14 protein-coding genes are annotated in these 21,228 nt (G+C 55.0%); 3 read left to right on the top strand and 11 right to left on the bottom strand.

Annotated elements, in window-relative coordinates; genetic code table 11:
- Nucleotides 1–85: 85 nt before the first annotated feature.
- The 4 genes from fdhF to gstA form a co-directional block, all read right to left on the bottom strand.
- A complete protein-coding gene (gene fdhF, locus ABIE64_RS20020) occupies nt 86–2,965 on the bottom strand; it encodes a formate dehydrogenase subunit alpha (RefSeq protein WP_354378382.1) in 2,880 nt (959 codons plus the stop codon).
- Between the two features lie 5 nt (nt 2,966–2,970).
- Entirely contained in the window at nt 2,971–4,527 is a 1,557-nt protein-coding gene (locus tag ABIE64_RS20015) for a formate dehydrogenase beta subunit (protein ID WP_354378381.1), read from the bottom strand.
- Nucleotides 4,524–5,003 (bottom strand): formate dehydrogenase subunit gamma, encoded by a 480-nt coding sequence (locus ABIE64_RS20010; protein ID WP_354378380.1) that lies wholly within the window; start codon nt 5,001–5,003, stop codon nt 4,524–4,526. Before ABIE64_RS20010 ends, ABIE64_RS20015 begins: the two co-directional genes overlap by 4 nt.
- 221 nt (nt 5,004–5,224) lie before the next feature.
- The gene (gene gstA / locus ABIE64_RS20005) at nt 5,225–5,839 is read right to left on the bottom strand and encodes a glutathione transferase GstA (protein WP_354378379.1); all 615 of its coding nucleotides are present in this window, start codon (nt 5,837–5,839) and stop codon (nt 5,225–5,227) included.
- Between the two features lie 101 nt (nt 5,840–5,940).
- Between gstA and ABIE64_RS20000 the strand changes: the two genes are divergently transcribed.
- On the top strand, nt 5,941–6,822 hold the full coding sequence (locus ABIE64_RS20000; RefSeq protein ID WP_354378378.1) for a LysR family transcriptional regulator: 882 nt from the start codon (nt 5,941–5,943) through the stop codon (nt 6,820–6,822).
- Between the two features lie 22 nt (nt 6,823–6,844).
- Here the strand turns inward: ABIE64_RS20000 and ABIE64_RS19995 are convergent, their stop codons facing one another.
- The 6 genes from ABIE64_RS19995 to fhuF all read right to left on the bottom strand — a co-directional run bounded on the left by ABIE64_RS19995 (nt 6,845) and on the right by fhuF (nt 16,558).
- Complete coding sequence (locus ABIE64_RS19995) at nt 6,845–7,732, bottom strand: LysR family transcriptional regulator (protein WP_354378377.1); 888 nt, start codon at nt 7,730–7,732, stop codon at nt 6,845–6,847.
- Between the two features lie 182 nt (nt 7,733–7,914).
- Nucleotides 7,915–9,648: an OFA family MFS transporter gene (locus ABIE64_RS19990; protein ID WP_354378376.1), complete on the bottom strand. Its 1,734-nt coding sequence runs from the start codon at nt 9,646–9,648 to the stop codon at nt 7,915–7,917.
- 259 nt (nt 9,649–9,907) lie between these two features.
- On the bottom strand, nt 9,908–11,935 hold the full coding sequence (locus ABIE64_RS19985; RefSeq protein WP_354378375.1) for a sensor histidine kinase: 2,028 nt from the start codon (nt 11,933–11,935) through the stop codon (nt 9,908–9,910).
- Nucleotides 11,935–13,362: a sigma-54-dependent transcriptional regulator gene (locus ABIE64_RS19980; RefSeq protein WP_354378374.1), complete on the bottom strand. Its 1,428-nt coding sequence runs from the start codon at nt 13,360–13,362 to the stop codon at nt 11,935–11,937. The genes ABIE64_RS19985 and ABIE64_RS19980 overlap by 1 nt, the downstream gene beginning before the upstream one ends.
- A 203-nt stretch (nt 13,363–13,565) precedes the next feature.
- Nucleotides 13,566–15,641, bottom strand: coding sequence for a TonB-dependent receptor (locus ABIE64_RS19975; RefSeq protein WP_341364252.1), 2,076 nt, complete (start codon nt 15,639–15,641; stop codon nt 13,566–13,568).
- A gap of 260 nt (nt 15,642–15,901) precedes the next feature.
- A complete protein-coding gene (gene fhuF / locus ABIE64_RS19970; RefSeq protein ID WP_354378373.1) occupies nt 15,902–16,558 on the bottom strand; it encodes a siderophore-iron reductase FhuF in 657 nt (218 codons plus the stop codon).
- A gap of 234 nt (nt 16,559–16,792) precedes the next feature.
- On the opposite strand from fhuF, the gene ABIE64_RS19965 reads away from it, so the two are divergent.
- On the top strand, nt 16,793–18,502 hold the full coding sequence (locus tag ABIE64_RS19965; RefSeq protein ID WP_354378372.1) for an ABC transporter ATP-binding protein/permease: 1,710 nt from the start codon (nt 16,793–16,795) through the stop codon (nt 18,500–18,502).
- A 70-nt stretch (nt 18,503–18,572) separates the two neighbouring features.
- Here ABIE64_RS19965 and ABIE64_RS19960 read toward each other — a convergent pair whose 3' ends face one another.
- Nucleotides 18,573–20,072: a CoA-acylating methylmalonate-semialdehyde dehydrogenase gene (locus ABIE64_RS19960; RefSeq protein ID WP_037992680.1), complete on the bottom strand. Its 1,500-nt coding sequence runs from the start codon at nt 20,070–20,072 to the stop codon at nt 18,573–18,575.
- 147 nt (nt 20,073–20,219) lie between these two features.
- Here ABIE64_RS19960 and ABIE64_RS19955 point away from each other — a divergent pair, with 147 nt between their 5' ends.
- Nucleotides 20,220–21,107 (top strand): LysR family transcriptional regulator, encoded by an 888-nt coding sequence (locus tag ABIE64_RS19955; protein ID WP_354378371.1) that lies wholly within the window; start codon nt 20,220–20,222, stop codon nt 21,105–21,107.
- Nucleotides 21,108–21,228 lie beyond the last annotated feature (121 nt).

The raw sequence follows: 21,228 nt of genomic DNA, 5'->3' as shown, positions 1-21,228 counted from the left end.
CTCCCGCCGGAATTCTTGATTTTACGGACGAAAACACCCGGTTTCATGACACGATCCTATCATGAAACCGGGCAACATTTCGCGCCTATTCGGCCGCATCGACACGTGGAAGGATCCGGCGTGACTGTTCAGCCTGCTTGTCATACTCCACCTGCCATTCGGTCGGCCCGTTACTCGGCGTGACCTGAACCGCGGTAACCTTGTATTCCGGGCAGTTGGTCGCCCAGTCGGTATAATCGGTGGTGATCACGTTGGCCTGTGTGCCCGGATGGTGGAAGGTCGTGTAAACCACCCCCGGTGCAACCCGGTCGGTAATCGTTGCTCGCAACGACGTTTCACCCGACCGCGAGGCCAGACGGATCCAGTCCCCTTCGCGAATGCCACGCTGTTCGGCATCATGGGGATGGATTTCCAGCAGGTCTTCCTTGTGCCATGCGCTGTTTGCTGTACGGCGGGTTTGTGCCCCAACATTGTATTGCGACAGGATACGCCCGGTGGTCAGCAATAGCGGGAACCGCGGACCGGTACGCTCGTCAGTCGCAACATATTCGGTCACAACAAACTTGCCCTTGCCGCGCACAAACCCGTCGATATGCATCACTGGGGTACCCAACGGTGCCTTTTCATTGCACGGCCACTGAACCGAACCCTCGCGTTCCAGAAGATCATAATTGACCCCGGCAAAGCTTGGCGTGGTGCGGGCTATTTCATCCATGATCTGCGACGGATGGGTATAGCTCCAATCAAGCCCCATCGCACGCGCCAGATTCTGGGTCACTTCCCAATCGGCAAAGCCGTTTTTCGGGCTCATCACCTTGCGAACACGGTTGATACGACGTTCGGCATTGGTAAATGTCCCATCCTTCTCAAGGAAGGTCGAACCGGGCAGGAACACATGCGCATGATTTGCCGTTTCGTTCAAAAACAGGTCATGAACCACAACGCATTCCATCGCCGCAAGACCGGCGGCAACATGCTTGGTATCCGGGTCCGATTGCAGGATGTCTTCACCCTGAATATAAATACCCTTGAACGTGCCTTCGACAGCGGCATCAAGCATGTTGGGAATGCGAAGACCCGGTTCGTCATCAAGTTTGACGCCCCAGATTTTTTCAAACACGTCGCGCGTCGCATCATCGCTAATATGGCGATAACCCGGTAATTCATGCGGGAACGATCCCATATCACACGAACCCTGCACGTTGTTCTGCCCACGCAGCGGGTTCACACCCACGCCCGGACGCCCGATATTACCCGTCGCCATCGCAAGGTTGGCAATCGCCATTACCGTGGTTGATCCCTGGCTGTGTTCGGTCACGCCAAGCCCGTAATAGATCGCGCCATTGCCACCGCGCGCAAAAATACGCGCCGCCTTGCGTACGGTTTCCGCCGGAACCCCCGACAGGCGTTCGACTTCTTCCGGGCTGTTTTGCGGATCGGATACAAACGCCGCCCAATCCTGGAATTCATCCCAGTCGCACCGTTCGCGAATGAATGCCTCGTCAAACAGGCCTTCGGTAACGATCACATGCGCAAGCGACGTCAGAACCGCAACATTGGTACCCGGACGCAATGCCAGATGGGCGGCGGCCTTGATGTGCGGTGACTGCACCAGATCAATGCGACGGGGATCAATCACGATCAGCTCCGCCCCCTGACGCAACCGCTTTTTAAGGCGCGATGCAAAAACAGGGTGCCCGTCCGTCGGGTTGGCCCCGATCAGGATCACAACATCGGTGTGTTCGACACTATCAAAATCCTGCGTCCCGGCTGATGTCCCGAATGTGGTTTTAAGGCCATAACCGGTCGGCGAATGGCAGACACGCGCACAGGTATCGACGTTGTTATTGCCAAACCCGGCCCGGATCAGCTTCTGCACAAGGAAGGTTTCCTCGTTCGTGCAACGCGATGACGTAATCCCGCCAATCGCGGCCTTGCCGTATTTTGCCTGAATCGAACGGAACTTGTCCGCCGTGTATCTAAGGGCTTCTTCCCAACTGACTTCGCGCCACGGATCAGACGTGTTTTCGCGGATCATCGGGTTCAGGATACGGTCCTTATGGCTGGCATAGCCATAAGCAAAACGCCCCTTAACGCACGAATGCCCGCGGTTGGCCTTGCCATCCTTGTACGGCACCATGCGCACCAACTCATCGCCGCGCATTTCCGCCTTGAACGAACAGCCGACGCCGCAATAGGCACAGGTGGTGACGACCGAATGTTCCGGCTGACCGATTTCGATCACCGATTTTTCCTGAAGCGTTGCCGTCGGGCAGGCCTGAACACAGGCGCCACACGACACGCATTCTGAATCCAGGAAGTTTTCATGCATGCCCGGCGACACCCGGCTTTCAAACCCGCGCCCCTCAATGGTCAGGGCAAAAGTCCCCTGCACTTCCTCGCACGCCCGCACGCACCGCGAACAGACGATACATTTCGACGGGTCATAGGTGAAATACGGGTTGCTCTCGTCCTTGGCCATATAGCGCGGGTTTTCCTCGCCATTCTGGCGGGTCTTGACGTGGTTGCCCCCATCATAGCCATAACGCACATCGCGCAGGCCAACCGCACCGGCCATATCCTGCAATTCGCAGTCACCATTCGCCGCGCAGGTCAGGCAATCCAGCGGGTGATCGGAAATATAAAGTTCCATCACGCCTTTGCGGATTTTCTTCAATCTTTCGGTCTGGGTATGAACCACCATGCCATCCGCGACCGGGGTCGTGCAGGATGACGGGGTGCCATTGCGGCCTTCGATTTCCACCAGACACAGGCGGCATGAACCGAACGCATCGACCATGTCGGTCGCGCATAGTTTCGGCACCTGAATGCCCGCCTCCATTGAGGCCCGCATGATCGACGTGCCTTCGGGCACGGTCACATCAAATCCGTCGACATTAATTGTCACGGTCTTTTCGGATTTCGCGGCGGGGGTTCCGTAGTCGACTTCTTGTATCAAGGACATCGTTCTCACTCCGCGGCTATGTCAAGCGCATGGGGCTTGAAATCATCAGGGAAATGGGTCAGCGCGCTCATCACCGGATAGGGCGTAAACCCGCCCAGCGCACATAGCGACCCGAACTTCATCGTTTCACACAGATCGGCCAGAAGTTCCTTTTGCATTTCGGGATCTTCGCCGCGCGCGATTTTATCCACAACTTCGGTGCCGCGTGTTGATCCGATGCGGCATGGCGTGCATTTGCCACATGATTCAATCGCACAGAATTCCATGGCAAAACGGGCCTGTTTCATCATATCGACACTGTCGTCAAACACGACAACACCGGCATGACCGATCAAACCGTCTGCCTTGGCGAATGCCTCGTAATCAAACGGCGTGTCAAACAATTCGCGCGGGAAATATGCGCCCAGCGGGCCACCAACCTGAACCGCCTTGACCGGGCGACCACTTGCAGTACCCCCACCGATCTGATCAACGATTTCACCCAGTGTCAGGCCAAAGGCCGTTTCATAAAGGCCGCCATGTTTGACATTGCCCGCGATCTGGATCGGGATGGTCCCGCGCGAACGGCCCATGCCAAAATCGCGGTAATATTCCGCACCCTTTTCAAGGATTACCGGCACCGAACACAACGAGATAACGTTGTTAACAACCGTCGGTCGTGCCATGAAGCCCTCAAGTGCTGGAAGCGGCGGCTTGGCGCGAACAACGCCCCGTTTGCCTTCCATGCTGTTCAAAAGCGAGGTTTCCTCGCCACAGACATAGGCACCCGCCCCCATGCGGACTTCCATGTCGAACGCGTAATCCGATCCCAGAACCTTGGGCCCCAGCAGTTTGTTTGCTCGTGCGACTTCTATCGCTTCGTTCATGATGCGGATCGCATCGGGATATTCCGACCTTGTATAGACATATCCCTTGGTCGCCCCGGTCGCGAGACCGGCAATGATCATCCCTTCGATCAGAACAAACGGCTCGCCCTCCATGATCATGCGGTCGGCAAATGTACCACTGTCGCCTTCGTCGGCGTTACAGACGATGTATTTCTGATCGCCCGGTGCCTGCCGGACCGTATTCCATTTGATACCCGTCGGGAAACCGGCACCACCGCGCCCGCGCAGACCTGAACCCGTCACTGCCTTGACGATATCCTCGGATGTCATCTTAAGGGCATTTTCAAGCCCCTTGAGCCCGTCATTGGCACGGTAATCGTCAAGCGACACCGGATCAATAATCCCGCACCGCTGGAAGGTCAGGCGCGTCTGCGCCTTCAGGAACGGGATATCCTGCGTATGGCCAAGGTAACGTTTATGATCGCTACCGTTCAGGAAACCGGCATCAAACAGACTATCGACATCTTCGACCGCGACCGGGCCATAGGCCAGACGACCGCGCGATGTTTCGACCTCGACCATCGGCTCCAGCCAGTACATGCCAAACGAACCGTTACGCACGATCTTTACATCTTCGCCGCGTTTCGCCGCCGTCGCAGCAATGGCAGTTGCGACTTCGTCCGCACCAAGGGCAACGGAACCTGAATCAAGCGGGACGTAAATCTTGACTGTCATGATCCCACCTCGCTCAGGATGCGATCAAGGCGATCCTTGCTGACCCGTCCGATGACCTTGCCATCCACCATGGCGGCCGGCGCACAGGCACAAAGCCCAAGACAGAAAACCGGTTCAAGCGTCACATTCTGGTCGCTGGTCGTTTCCGACCAGTCGACTTTCAGTTTGCGCTTTGCATGATCGCTCAGATCATCCGCGCCCATCGACTGGCACGCCTCGGCGCGGCAGATCTTGATCACGTGTCTGCCCGGCTTTTCTTCACGGAAATCATGATAAAAACTGGCAACCCCGTGGACTTCCGCCCGGCTGAGATTGAGCTTCTTGGCAATGGTCTGAAGGGCACCTTCGGGAATAAAGCCGAATTCTTCCTGCACTTCATGCAGGATCGGCAAAAGCGGGCCTTCAAGCCCGGCCAGACCATCACAAATGGCACCGACCCGGGTGGTTACTTCCTCGGACGTCACAGATAAAGACATGCAGCCTCTCTCACAAAGCAGTCTTTGTTTATTTTTTCCAGTTTCGGCAAAACCGTCCCCGGGTTCAATAGGGCGTTCCCGTTACGCGATAGCAAAATCCTATCATAACCCTACTGAATCTAATGTTATTATCTGCGGTGAGGCTGGATATCTATCAGCGCCACACGCCGCTTTGGGCATATGACGCTGACTTTTCAGGTGGTTGGTGATGCGTCGCCTTTCTAAACGGTCGGGAATTGTGCTTCGCGTTTGCGTGCGGTGACAGCAGCGCGTCGCGCTGCAATTTTATCCCTATAGGCCGCTATTTTGGGCCATGTTTCCAGGCCGATTTCAAAAAAGCGCATCCAGTCCAATACGGTAAACAAATAGGCATCCGCGACTGTGAAATTGGCTCCCATCAGATAGGCACGATTTGCGAGATGATTTTCAACGAATTCAAACCGGGCGAATAGCCGCGTTTTGAAATGGAGTTTTACGTCCCGGGGCAGGGTTTTGTTAAATAGCGGGGCCGAACCGGCATGAATTTCACCGGTGATGAAGTTCAGCCATTCCTGCAAACGAACCCGTTCAAATGTGCCCGGTTTTGGGGCCAATCCGGATTCCGGCGCCTGATCGGCCAGATATTGCAAAATTGCGGCCCCTTCGGTCAGGATGTTGCCATCATCAAGCATCAGCGCCGCGACATATCCCTTTGGGTTTATGTCTCGATAATCACCACCGTCAGACATCACTTTGCTTTGCATGTCCACGCGCACAAGCGTGTAGGGCAATCCGGTTTCCAGTAGCACGATATGGGGCGAGAGCGAACAGGTATTGGGGGCGAAATAGAGTTTCATGACAGAGCCTTTGTCATATGTGGATAACTTCCCCGATATTGACGGCGGCGGTAATATAAGACAAATTACTTTAAAATTTTTATCTCATTATAATTGCTAATATGAATATCACACAAATCAGAAGCCTGATTGCGATTGCGGAAACCGGCAGCTTTACGGCTGCTGCACATCGCATTGGTATTACCCAGTCGGCCATGAGCCAGGCCATTGCCGGGCTGGAGGAAAATCTGGCGGTAAAATTGCTGGTTCGGCAACCCGATGGCGTGTTTTTGACGGCCTTTGGCGAAAGGGCACTTGAACACGCGCGACGTGCCATGAAACATCTAAACGCCATTCAAACGGAAGCCGCGATCGAGGCCGGGCGTCAGGCTGTTTCCCTTCGACTGGCGGCTTTTGCCAGTGTTTATGCCACCATATTGCCGCGTTTGATTGCGCGGTTTCGGGTGCTGTATCCCGATATTAATCTTACCTTGCTGGAAAGCGACGACAGTGAAATTGAAAACCTGCTGGCGGCGGGGCACGTGGATTTGGGGGTGGTTTTGAACCCGGCACCAGAGGATAACGCGCTTTTACTGGGGCAGGATGAATGGATGGCCATTTTCCCGCGTTCTCATTATTTGGCGCGGCGAAAAAACGTGTCTCTTGCCGATCTTGCCGGGCAGCCCTTTGTTCTGGCAACGGGGGGATGCCAAATTCATGCACAAAGCCTGCTGGCGGATGCCGGGCTGACATTGTCTGATATTCGTATTCGTGTCCGGGACTGGAGCAGTGCGATTGCGCTGGTTGGCGCAGGAGAGGGAATTGCTCTTGTCCCGGAATCTGCCTTGCCGGGCCATGACAGGATGACCGGGAAAAAAGCCGTGGCGGCAGTGCGGCTTGATCCGGGGCTTTATCGCCAATTCGGATTGCGGGCATCCCTGGCGGATAAAAAGTTACATGCCGCGCGATTGTTCTGGGAGATGGCAGAACGTCGTATTGCCTAACGGTGGCCGAGGGCAAACTGTCTTAAACCAGGGTGGATATTCTGGCGGCCTCTTTTAACAAGGCCGAAACCACAGGCGTTGCCGGTTCGCGATTAACCGCAATCAGGCCGATTTGATGGGTGGCATCAGGATCGGTGATGGGAATGGCGCGAATGCGGTCGGGCAGGCCAAAAGCCTCGATCATTTTTTCCGGCATGATGCTGGCCCAGTTGCCGGTTTGGACATGGGAAAACAGCGCAATCATGGAATCGGAAACCAGGGTTGGATTGGCTTCGGCCCCGGCCTCGGCCAGGTGACCATCAATGATGCGGCGGTTTTGCATGTCGGACGTTAACAGGCACAGGGGCAGTTTGCTGGCATCATGCCAGGTAATGCTGTCCTTGTGGTCATCATCGGCATGGATCGACGTCACCAGCAAATAGCGTTCATCATAAAGCGGTACTTTGGTGACACGCCCCACCGGCTCATTATCCAGATAGGTGATGCCGGCATCAACCTCCAGATTTTCCAGCAAGGTGCGAATTTCGCCCGATGTACGCGACAGGATGGAAAAGGTGATGTCGGGGTGTTTCTCGCGAAAGGGGGTTGTCAGTTCCTGCACCATTGCAAGCGCGGTGGGAATGACGGCAATTTTGACCTTGCCGGTCAGGCCCAGGCGCATGGCGCGCATTTCGTCGCGCATGGACCGTGCACTGCCAACAATATGGCGCGCCCAGTCCAGCACCCTTTCGCCTTCCAGGGTTAGCCCCTGAAACCGCGAGCCACGCCGCACCAGCATCACGCCCAACTGTTCTTCCAGTTGGCGAATGGCGCTTGACAGGGTGGGTTGGGTTACGCCGCATTCCTCGGCGGCATGGCCGAAATGTTGCTCGCGGGCGAGCACCATAAACATTTCCAGTTTGTCGATCATTCTTGCCCCGTCCCGGTCATGGCAACCATGCCGGTGCGTTTAAGGTGGTTTTGTTGCAGGCAGATTAACCGATTTGGGCGGCAAAGCTGCAACAAAACCTTTTTCTTCGTGTGGGTATTCTCGCAAAACCCGGCAAACGACGCACGATGATTCCGGTTGCCATCATCGTGCGTCTGCAAGGGTCAGGCCTTGGATGCCGCCGGGGCGGTGGCATCGCTCTCGTCTGCTGCGGTTTCCATGTAATGCTTGTCATGGATCGGCTTGACCAGCGCGTTGGCAATCAGGCCAATCACCAGCAAGGCCGCCATGGCATACATGGTGGTGTTATAAAGGCTTGGCGTCGGATCAACCGTCCCGGCCGGGGCGATTTCCATCAGACGGCCAATCGTCACGGTTTTGGCCGCAATCAGCTGATCAAGCTGTTCCATACCCGCACCGAACTTTGCCTGAAACGCTGCCGGATCGATCTTGGCAGCCAGCTCCTTGATCGAATTGCCGACCGATGTCTGACGCAGTTGGGTGATGGCAAGCGGGCCAAGCACGCCCGCGACACTCCATGCGGTCAGAAGACGACCATGAATGCCACCGACATATTTGGTTCCGAAAACATCTGCCAGATAGGCCGGAATGGTCGCAAAACCGCCACCATACATGGTGAAGATGATCATGGTTGCGCCATAGAACATCACAAGCCACGTCACGACCGGGTTCACACTGACCTGCCCCGCTGCATACGGGATCGACAGATACAGGATGATGCCAAGGATGAAGAAGCAGTAGTAGGTATTCTTGCGTCCAATATAGTCCGAAATCGACGCCCAGAAAAACCGGCCACACATGTTAAAGACCGAAATCATGAACACATAGGTCGCGGCAAAGCCGGAATTGACCACCAGCGGCAGGGTGCTGCCGAAAATCTCGCTCATCATGGTTTTGGCAACGCCAATCACCCCGATGCCTGCCGTCACGTTAAAGCACAGCACGATCCAAAGCATATAGAATTGCGGGGTTTTCAGGGCCTGATCGATATGAACGTTGTTCTGGGTGATCATGCGCTTGGATGCAGTATCCGCGGTCGGCGGTGTCCAGCCAGCCGGGAGCCATCCTTCGCGCGGTACACGATACGAAAACGCCGCAATGACCATGACGATGAAATAGGCAATGCCAAGCGTAAAGAAGGTCGCCGCCGCACCGGTATTGCCCGTGCCCGCAACATATACGCCCTGCTCGATCGTCACCGGCGCCGACGCAACCTGTGCCGCACCGGCGACAACAACCTCGACCATCTGGCCGCCGACTTCGGCCATACGCTTGCCGCCTTCGGTGACAAGGTTCACGGCACTTTCCGGGCCAAGATATTCCGGCACCTTATAGAAGAATGAAAGCAGGCTTTCCTTGATCGGCGTTGCGATCATCGCACCACCGCCAAAGCCCATGATCGCCATACCGGTTGCCATGCCGCGACGGTCCGGGAACCAGCGGATCAGAGTTGATACCGGCGACACATAGCCAAGCCCAAGGCCACAACCGCCAAGCGCGCCATAACCCAGATAAACCAGCCAAAGCTGATGGGTCGCAATGCCCATGCCACCGATGATGAAACCTCCGCCCCAGCAAAATGCGGCAACAACACCCACCATACGAGGGCCGACTTCTTCAAGCCATTTTCCGCCAAATGCCGCGGCCAATCCCAGAAATACAATCGCGACTGAGAAAATCCAGACAACAGATTGCAGGCCCCAGTCACCAGAGCTTGACGCAACCACGCCGAATTCCTTGATCAGTGGCGGGTTGAAAATCGACCAAGCATAGACAGAGCCGATACAAAGATGAATGGCGATGGATGCTGGCGGAACTTTCCAGCGATTGAAATCGTCCCCTGCGACGATATGTTCTTTTTTAAGGCGATCAAACATTTGTGTTTTTCCTCCCGGTATTATGTTCATCCGGTGGCCCCATCCCCCCAAATCGGATGAATGCTGCAAGGCCATATCGGTAAGACCCGGAAACCACACCGTCGCAATCGCTATGCCATTCAGCCTGTTGCCTGATTTTCTGGAAGTTTTGGAAAGACAATCATCATGTTGCAGCGCACGCGGGTGGACAAAATGTCCAACAAATTTTTACTGTGCAATGCACCATCCGGACAAAATGTCCAACCTAATGGCAGAACAATCAATCCGCTTCAGGCAACCAGATGGTGAATAACGTGCCCTTGCCTGGCTCGCTCTCAACCGCCATGGCCCCGCCCTGCCGGTCAATCAGGGTTTTGCTGATCGATAAGCCCAACCCCGTGCCTTCGCGGCGCTTGGTCGTATAGAAAGGATCGAAAATACGCCCCAGTATGTCGGACGACATCCCCGTTCCCGTATCGCGGATCGAAATGCGAATGCCAGGTTTTCCGTTTCGATCAAAATCCTCGTCAATCAGGGTCAGGGTGCCACTTCCGGGCATGGCATGCAGGGCATTGACCATCAGATTGACCACCACCTGCTGCAATTCCGTCCGGTTCATCAGAATAAGCCGTCTGGCCCGGCTCTCGCGCGCAACCTCGATATCGGCCTTGTTCAACAGATGCTGCACCAGCGGCAGGCAGTCGCCAATCACCTCGCCTGGTGAATGGCGTTCGACAAATCCGGCATATTCTTCGGGTTTGGCAAATTGCAGAAGCTTGGTGACAATCAGGTTGATACGGCTGACCTGTTCGTCAATCAGGCGGAATTCGGTTTCGGCAATTCGCACATTTTCGCCCAGTAAATCACGCACCACATCAAGGTTCCCCTGAAGCACCGCCACCGGATTGTTGATTTCATGGGCCACACCGGCGGTAATTTCACCGATGGCTGCCAGTTTCTCGGACATGATCAATTGCTTGGTCGTCGCTTCAAGCTGGCGGTTGGCTTCGCGCAGTTCGCTGGTGCGCGCATCCACCCGCGCGTTCAGTTCCTCGTTCCAGGCGCGCAAACGTTTGTCACGTTCCTGCACCTGATCAAGCAGATCATCAAGATGTTCCGCCACCAGCGATATTTCATCCTGCACCTGATCAATATGGGTTCGCGCGCCAAAGTCTCCGCTCTCGACCCGTGCAATCGTCTGGGTCATACGTTCAAGCGGCTTGAAAATACCGCGCGCCCATCGCAGGAAGATCGGAACGCTCAGCGTCGCGACAAACAGAAACGCCGCAATGATGATCAGAAGGCTTTCATATTTCGTCTGGGCAAACGGCGCTTCAAGGAACCCGACATAAAGCATCCCGACACGGTCGCCAAAGCTGTCCACAATCGGCTCATAGGCTGAAATGTACCAGTCATTGACGACAAACGCGCTATCAAGCCACACCTTGCCGTCTTCCAGAACATTCTGGCGCACCGCACTCGAAACACGGGTGCCCAGCGCACGTCGCCCTTCAAACAGCCGCACATTGGTGCTGATTCGCACATCATCAAGAAAAAGCGTCGCCGTCCCCTGACTGCCTTCCGGAAGGCTGCTTTCGCGGTAAACCAGATCATTGATCGTATCAATGAACACAAGGTTCTGGTTTAACAATATGCCCCCGACCAGCGCGCAATCAATGTCCTCCAGCCCCACCATCGGCAGGGAAACATGACTTGCCGAATGCACAACCATGCCGCGCGTTTCGGCATCGCGCGTGGTTGGCACTGCATTGGGTGTCGGCACCAGATCAAGCCGCGCGCGTGCCGCCAGATCGGGCGAAATCGCCGCCAGATCGGCATTGTCAAAGATGTCCACCCCGGTCAAGGACGCCCCCGAAAGGGCTGTTGCAATCACCGGCCAGTCGGCATCAAGGCGCGGGGTGGCCTGCCGGGGGGACGCCCCTGAAACAATCCCCTGCCGATTGGCGATATACAGGAAATCAAGACCAAGCTCGGCCCGCTTTGCCGCCAACAGATCATCGATCCGCGCCCGGTCCCCCGATGTCAGAACATCACGAAACGTCACTGATTGGCCAAGGGCTTCGATCTGTTCGCCGGTGGTTTCAAGGATATGAGTAAAATACTGATGGGCAATCGTCAGGTCGCCATTGACCTTTGATGTCAAAAGCGCGTCAAACTTGCTGTTCCAACGTACCATCATCACGCCCAGCAAAAGCGGCAGGATGACCAGTGTTGGCAATAACGCAATTGCCAGCAATTTGAACCGCACAGACCGGGTGCGTTTGGTGCGGCGGCCCGGCCACTGCATCAGTCGGCCCAATCGGCAAATTTGCGGTCAATTGTCTTGCGCGAAATGCCCAGACGCCGTGCGGCTTCATTACGATTGCCGTCGGTCTTGTGCACCATCGCCATAATGTGACGGCGCTCCATTTCCTCCAACGTTTCGTCATGGTCGGCATGTCCTTCGGCACCGGCCTGTTCATCACGAAACTCGGCCGGGAACCGCCCAAGGATCAGGGTGCGCTCGACAAGGTTGCGCAATTCGCGCACATTCCCAGGCCAGTCATATCGCGTCAATCCGGCCCGCACCGCCCCATCCATCGCCACTTGCGGCACGCCAAGCTGCTTGGAAAGTTTGTTCATGAACAGGCTGGCAAGTTCAAGCACATCATCCCCGCGCTCCCGCAACGGCGGCATGGCGATATGCATGACATTGATCCGGTAAAACAGATCGGCACGGAACCGGCCCGCTTCGACCTCTGCCTCCAGATCGGCATTGGTGGCAAAGACAAACCGCAAGTCGACCGGTGCCTCGCGCTCCGACCCTACCGGGCGGATACGGCGACTTTCAATCGCGCGCAAAAGCTTGCTTTGCGTCGCCAGCGACAATTCCCCGACCTCATCCAGAAACAATGTGCCACCCTGCGCATGCATGAAAAGCCCGTCGCGCGTTGTTTGCGCCCCGGTAAAGGCCCCTTTCAGATGCCCGAACAATTCCGCTTCGATCATCTCGGATGGAATGGCCGCACAATTGATTGGCACAAACGGCTTTTCGGCCCGGTCGGACAACGCGTGTAACGAGCGCGCGGTCACTTCCTTGCCCGTGCCGCTTTCCCCGGAAATCAGGATCGATGTCGGAAGGGGTGCTACCCTTGCAATGGTTTCACGGATTTCCTGGATTTGCGCCGAATAACCAATCAGCTTGTCGCGCAACAACACATGATCGGATGTCGCGCGCAATTCATGGCGTAAAACATGGTTTTCGCGCCGCAACCGCATCCGGTCAAGGCAGCGCGCCACCGCATTCAAAATCTGGTTGGACCGAAACGGTTTCAGGACAAAATCAACCGCCCCGGCCCGCAATGCCTTGATCGCGGTATCCAGATCGGCATAGGCCGTCATCAGGATCGCATCGGAAAAGAAACCTATTTCGCGCTGCTCGGTCAGCCACTCGACCCCGGACTTGCCCGGCATGATGTTATCAAGGATCACGACATCAAAATGATGCTGATCGAGAAGCTTTGTCGCTTCCTCGCAATCAGCGGCTTCCTCGACCCGTTTGGCGCGCGGTCCCAATGTGCGCACAAGGAAATTGCGCATCCCCGGTTCGTCATCGACGATCAGGATCGATGCTTTCTCCAGCCACGGCCCGAATTCCGGCCCCGGCTTGCCATCCGGTTGCGCTGCGGGTGATGGTGCCGCCAACTCCGGCGCACCCATTGCCGTCGATCTCATTGATATTCCTCCGCCGATCTTCCCGGTCATTTTGTTTTTATTTTTTCGAAGATTAGATCAGCAGCACATGAAAAGCAAAACCGTTGGTCGCATTCCTCAAAGTTCTTCGCGCAAGCACAATAAAAACCGGGCGGGAAACCAATGTTCCCCGCCCTATGAATTCTGAAATATTTTGGGCACTACGCCCCAGATAAAACGACGTTCTAGAACTCGTAACGCGCTGCCACCCCGAAAGTCAAAGGTGCACCAACATCGACGACTGTATCGCTCTGATTGGCTGTAACGTAACGCTCGTTAAACAGGTTTTTGACATAGCCGGTAAATGTCATGCTGCCAACGGCATATTCCGCATTCAGATTCACCAGCGTCACCGGATCGCTACGCCGTTCACCGACGACAGTCGAACCGCTAGTGATAAAGTTGGAAATGCTGTCATCCTGATAGACAACATTGGTTCCGATCATAAGACCGTTATCAAAGGTGTAATTGGCCCCGACGGATGCCTGATATTTCGGCGCAAACATGAATTCGTGGCCGCTATAATCAACACCGTCCGATACAAAAGAATTGTACTTGGTATCACTGTAAGACGCACCGGCATGCACAGAAAGTTGCGATGTGACCAGATATTGCGCCGAAAGTTCCGCTCCGGCCATCCGGCTATCAGCCGCATTGGCCACCTGGCGGTTGCCACTACTATCACGGAACGTAACCTGCTGATCGGTCCAGTCGGTGTAATAAATGTTGGCATTGGTCCGCAAACGACGGTTCAGCCAATTGCCACGCCAAGCCAGTTCATAAGTATCGGTAAATTCAGGATCATAAGGTGTATGAAGGGCAAGTGATCGAAGATTCACCCCCCCACTGCGATAGCCGCGCTGCCACGTAACCCCGACAAGATGGTTCTCCGTCACGTCATAACTCAGGCCCAGTTTCGGCAGCAAAACACTGGAGGTGATATTTTCGTTTGCAGAAGGGTCCGTCGCCAAATTAAGCGTATCAACCGTGTAGTCAATCCGGGTGTGGTTTTCCTCATGGTCCCAGCGAAGACCAGTAATCAGGGTCCAGTCATTAACGAACTCCCAGTTTGCCTCGCCAAACAGAGCATAACTGTCAATTTCAACCTTGCCCTTTTCATTCATGACGGTTGTCCCGCTTACGGCAAGCTTGTCGTCAATATCACTGGTCGTCCGGCCAAGATAGGCACCAAAGAACCCGGTAAGATTTTCATAATCATAACCAAGCCGAACTTCCTGACTGGCAAGGGTCTGTTCATGCTCGCGAAGAGCCGCCTGCGACGTTGTTGGCGTCCTGTCGAAATCAAGGGCAGCACTATAATCAACAAGTGTCGCCGAACTGATGCTGGTCAATGTCCATTCACCATCCAGATACCAGTCGAGCTTGCCCGTTACCGCATTCTGATCAAACTTGTGATAGGTTTCGGTATTCTCGTATACATTGAAGTAATCTGGCACACCGTCATTTGCATCAACCGCATTAAGTCCGGCACGCTGATCATTATGCGAAAAAGTCAGCAGCACATCGACATCATCCGACGGCAGGAACAATAGCTTCCCGCGCACATTGGCCGACCGCAAAGGATTGGCATCATCGCCCAATGTCGGGTTATTGATGTATCCATCCTCGGTTTGATAATCGACGGCCAACCGTCCCGCCAACCTGTCTTCAATCAGTGCACCATTGGCAAGTGCCGATGAACCCTTTTCACCATAGCGGCCAAGATTTCCCTGTACGGCGAATTCGGGGGTAAATGTCGGGTCTTTGGTTTTCATCACCACCGCACCGGCAAGCGAGTTACGCCCTTGTGTGGTCGATTGCGCTCCGCGATAAACTTCAACCTGCTCAACATCCCAGACCGAGAGCGGATTGGCCGTCAGCAGACGGTTACTTTGGATCGCATCGTCAACATAAACCGAAATCGCACCGTTAAGGGCGGCTGCCCCCTGTTCGTCAAACCCTTGGATCGGAACACCGCGAATACCCCAGTTTTCGTTGCCGGACTGAGTATAGACGCCGGGCGTACCACTCAGCACATCCTGAAGGGTCTTCGCTCCTTCTTTGCGGATATCTTCGCTGGTGCTGACCGCAACACTCGAAAGTGTCCTGTCCTGACTGCGCTGGATTTTTTCTCCTGTGACGATAACCTCTTCTAGCTGAATAACTTCCTGCGGCACTTCCTCGTCCGCAAATACCGGCGTGATACCCAGCGCGCTGGAAGCCACCGCCAGCGCCAAAGAGTTTTTACTGAAAACTTGCATTACCTTGCTTCCCATTCAGAACCACATTTTTTCAAGCGTTGCGGTAAAGAAGTCAGAAGGTTCACACTGTCCGTTTCCCGCCTTCCCCCGCTCCCTGAAACATCTGTTGCGAATGATTAAGCACGATCAATTGCAAATGACAATAGTTATTATTCGCTATAATAAGCACGTATTTTCAGTGAATTAGTTTTTTTGAGGAGAAGCACACAGAAGATGCAGATACATACCACCCAGACCGAGCCGATAAGTCGCACCTCAATTCAGCCATGCTCATGGTAAATGGACCGCAGATAGCTCTCCTGTTCGGCCAACGGCTGCCTGTGCAATCGCGGACATGCTTCGCATAAAACCTCCGGCTTTCCGACAACCGGCGTATGAAGCAGATAATGCAGACAGCAATGCTTCCTTAACGGGATGCTTGAACAAATATCCGGGACAGGCGAAGCAACAATACGTTGCAAGCTTCTAATCTTTAACCGGCCATCGGCAACAACCGGCGTCTCCATCCATTGATGGGCCTTGGAAAAGGTTTCGGGGTCCAGCGCATCGCGCAATCTGTCAAACGCCCCGTCCCAGACCGCGATAACGTTTCCCCACAGCACTTTGGTCGATACACCACCCCACGCGGAAATCGTCGCAAACAACGGGTCCAGATGGTCGTTTAACACGCGCTCCCAATAGCCTGCGATCTGGTCGGATGAAAATGACGGAAGCCGTTCCATGACCTTCAATGCCACAGGCCGGGCATCATCATGCAAAAGTTCGACATCCCCCTCCCAAACCCGGATTTCCAAATTTCGGGCCAATATTCCGGCCAATACCGCCGGGAACAGAACACTAAGGTAATTCATTGACCACTGGGACGCGACGGGAGGTCGCTTTGCTGCCGGATAGACCAAGGCAAACCGATCAAGCATCGGAAACAGAACGTCTTCCCGTGGCAGCTGCTGCAGCCTGACGGAAGAAAACCCGCAATGATCTGTCCGGATGACTTGACGGATGGGGGGCCATGTTTGGCAAAGCCAGTCTGGTAATTCCATAGCAAGCCCCCTGCTAAAAAATGAGAACGCCAATCAGTATTATTAGCATTGCGACCATAACGAGCTGCCTCTATAAACTCAATCTGATTTATCCCGATCAGTTGAGGCATCATGAATACTTTGCAGGGCTTCTGGCGACTTGCGCGCCCTTTCTGGACATCGTCTGAAAAAGTCCCTGCCCTGTTGTTACTGGCTGCGACCATCCTCATGAATCTCGGGCTTGTCGGGGTCAATATCCTGAACAATTTCTGGAATCTGAACTTTTATAACGCCCTGCAGGCTCTGGATTACGACGCCTTCCTGATCAGTGGCGGCCAGTTCATCCTGTTACAAGTCGCCCTCACGACCTTCACTGTCGCAGCTTTTCACTTTCAACAAAAACTGACGATCCGGTGGCTGCGCTGGTCAATCACAAACACGCTTCAGGATTGGCTGAAGGATCAACGATATCTCTTGTTGCAACTGGACTCTCCGGAAACAGATAACCCCGACCAACGCGTCGCCGATGACATTGATATGTTCATCGTCATTTCGCTCAAACTGGGGCTTGGGCTGATGACGGCCTTGGTATCACTTTTCTCGTTCTTGAATATTCTATGGAACGCGTCCGGGCTGGTCACAATCCCATTCGGAACCGAAAGTCTGGTTATTCCGGGGCTTCTTGTGTGGATTGCCTTGCTGTATTCAATTGCCGGAACGGGGGGCGCATTTTGGCTGGGGCGCTCTCTTCCCGGGCTTAATTTCCTGCAGCAACGCCGCGAGGCTGATTTCCGGTTTTCCCTGATGCGCCTTCGCGAACATGCGGAATCAATTGCGCAATATCGTGGCGAAAAAGCCGAAATGCGCACCTTCGCATCACGATTGGAGGCCGCCCTTCAGAACTTCTGGGAACTGGTCAAAAAACAGAAAATCGTGCTTGGCTATTCCACATTCTACATGCGCACGGCCACCGTGATCCCAATGTTCATCATGGCACCTCAATTCTTTGCCGGGGCATTTCCCCTTGGTCGGCTGACCCAGATCAGTGCCGCCTTCGGCGAAGTTCACGAAGCCATGGCATATCTTGTCCGGGTCTTCCCGCAAATTGCCGAATGGAAATCTGTCGTCGACCGATTAACCAGCTTCCAGAACAGGCTCGATGCCCTTTCCTCCAATTCCGGCGTCAAGATCCGCCATCAACCACATGCTTTCGAGATCAAGAAACTTAACCTGTGGCTTCCCGATGGCGAAAAAACGCTTCTGCGCGATTTTTCCCTGCAACTGACACCGGGGGATAGCCTTCTTATCCGTGCGCCATCCGGCTTTGGGAAATCCACAATGATCCGTGCTGTTTGCGGCCTGTGGAAAAACGCCTCAGGAAGTGCGGCTTACGACACCGAAAACGCTCTTATCCTGGCCCAGAAACCCTATTTTCCGCTTGGAAGGCTGCGCGATATTCTCTGGTATCCGCAAATTGCTGATGCCGACAATGATCCGGCCTTATCGCATGCTTTGCAACGGTTTGAACTGGGGCACCTGATCGAACAGCTCGATAACGAAACCGACTGGTCAAAGAAACTCAGCATTGGCGAACAGCAGCGATGCTCCTTTGTCCGCGCCATATTGCGCAAACCGAAAATTCTCTTCCTTGATGAAAGCACATCCGCACTTGATGAAAACGCGGAAACCCTCTGCTACCGCCATCTGAAAGAAGAACTGCCTGCGACAATTCTGATCAGCATCGGACACCGTGCTTCACTGGAACAATTTCATTCCAGAATTCTGGAACTTGATAAAGATACCAATGCCCTTTCTCTCGCCAGTCGCGAAGCATTGGCGTAAAGCGAGACATATCAAAAAAAGTGACAGCCCGTCGGGACTGCCACCTTATGTCTTCACGATCTTGCGAAAATCACTTCATCGTCGGCATGACGAATTCCGCACCCTTGCGAATGCCCGTTGGCCAGCGCGAGGTAATGGTTTTCAGGCGGGTATAGAACCGCACCCCTTCCATGCCATGCATGTGATGATCGCCAAACAGCGACGCCTTCCAGCCACCAAATGAATGGAACGCCATCGGAACCGGGATCGGCACATTGATGCCGACCATGCCGGTCTGGGTGCGGTTGGCAAATTCACGCGCCGTATCGCCATCGCGGGTAAAGATCGCGGTGCCATTGCCGTATTCGTGGCTATCAACAAGATCAGCCGCGGTTTCGAAATCATCGGTCCGTACGATCGACAGAACCGGACCGAAAATCTCTTCCTTATAAATCGTCATGTCGGGTGTGACATTGTCAAACAGGGTGCCGCCAACGAAATAACCGTCTTCATAGCCCTGCAAACGAATGTCACGGCCATCAACAACCAGCTTCGCGCCTTCTTCAACGCCCTTGTTGATGTAACCGACAACCTTGTCGCGATGCTGTGCCGTCACAAGCGGCCCCATCTCGGCGGCCGGATCTGTCCCCGGTGCAACCCGAAGCTCGTTAATGCGCGGGACAAGCTTTTCAACCAGCGCATCCGCCGTCGCCTTGCCCACCGGCACCGCAACCGAAATCGCCATGCAGCGTTCACCAGCCGACCCATATGCCGCCCCCATCAGGGCATCAACCGCCTGATCCATATCGGCATCGGGCATCACGATCATATGGTTTTTCGCACCGCCCAACGCCTGGCAACGCTTGCCCTGCGCAGTCGCGGTTTCATAGATATATTTCGCAATCGGGGTCGAACCGACAAAGCTGATCGCGCTGACATCCGGATCAAACAAAAGCGCATCAACCGCTTCCTTGTCGCCCTGAACAACGTTGAAAACGCCGTCGGGAAGACCTGCTTCGCTCAGCCATTCGGCGAGCAGAAGCGACGCCGACGGATCGCGTTCGGATGGTTTCAGGATGAAACAGTTACCGCAGGCAAGGGCGACCGGGAACATCCACATCGGCACCATGGCCGGGAAGTTGAACGGCGTAATACCGGCCACAATGCCAAGCGGCTGACGCACCGAATGGCTGTCAACCTTGGTGCCGACATTTTCGGTGAACTCGCCCTTCAAAAGCTGCGGCGCGCCGGTGGCAAACTCAACAACCTCGATCCCGCGGGTGACCTCGCCCAGCGCATCCGAAAGCACCTTGCCATGCTCGGCAGTGATCGCGGCGGCCAGTTCTTCGGAACGGCTTTCAAGGATACCAAGGAATTTATTGAGAATACGGGCACGACGCAGCGGCGTGGTGTTGGCCCATTCGGCAGCCACTGCACGTGCGCTTTCCACCGCGGCACGGACATCGGCCTTCGATGCAAGGTCAACCGTCGCACTCTGCTGACCGGTGGCCGGGTTGAACACGGCCGCTGTCCGGCCGGAAGTCCCGGCGACACGTTTGCCGTTGATGTAATGGGTGATCTGGCTGGACATTCGGCTTCTCCCGATAATCGTGATGATCTTTTGTTGCGGATCATAAGAAGACCGTCCGCAAAGTGGTTTAATTATGGATATGCATATGGATGCACATCAATTATCATTATTGCAAATTCGATGTGCAATTTTTAAAGTCAATAGATCATGGATTGGGACCGCATTCGCATCTTTCTGGCCGTCGCACGCCAGGGGCAGATCCTCTCGGCGGCCCGTCAGCTTGGCCTGAACCATGCCACGGTCGGTCGGCAACTGACCGCGCTTGAACAGGAACTGGGCACCAAGCTTGTCGAACGGCGCACCACCGGATCGGAACTGACAGAGGCAGGAAAGGCATTAATGGGTGCGGCAGAAGCCGCTGAATCCGCCTTCCTTAAAGTCGGCACCGCCTTCCCCAGCCGAGCAGAAGGCATCGCAGGCACCGTGCGCGTTGGCGTGCCTGACGGGCTTGGCAACTACTTTCTGGCGCGTGAACTGGCGGGCTTTGCGGCAAAACATCCCGATCTGGTGATCCAACTGGTGCCCCTCCCGCGCACCTTTTCGCTGTCCCAACGCGAAGCCGACATCGCCATCACCCTTGATCGCCCCAAACAGGGGCGGCTGGTGATCAAAAAACTGACCGATTACACGCTCAGCGTCTATGCCTCCCAAAGCTACATAAAACAATATGGCGCTATACGGTCTGAACGCGACCTGACCGACCGGCTGTTTGTCACTCATATCGAAGACCTGATTTACAGCCGTGCGCTTGACTACGCCGCCCGCCTTGGCAAACTGATGAAGCGCCGATTTGAATGCGGCAGTGTCGTGGCCCAGATGGAAGCAGTGCGCAACGGGCATGGCATTGGCATTCTGCATGATTACGCCACCCGTGATGTGGCCGACCTGGTCCGCCTGCTGCCCGATATCCGCTTTACCCGAAATTACTGGATGCTGCTTCATCCCGATACCAAGGACACCCGCGGGGTCGCCGCCGTCGCCGACCATATCAGCCGGGTCGTACGCGCCGCGCGTGACCTGTTCGTTGCCGACTGATGCAAACCGGGGATTTGCGAATCTGATGTCCCTACATGCAGGCAGATATCTTGCCGCGCTGAAAAACCCGATAAGAGCGCAACACTATACGAACGGCCGTGATCATCTGCAAAATCAGGTA

Source organism: Thalassospira sp. MBR-102, assembly GCF_040549275.1.
GTDB classification, from domain to species: Bacteria; Pseudomonadota; Alphaproteobacteria; order Rhodospirillales; family Thalassospiraceae; genus Thalassospira; species Thalassospira xiamenensis.
This window is presented reverse-complemented; position numbering and strand designations above follow the sequence as displayed.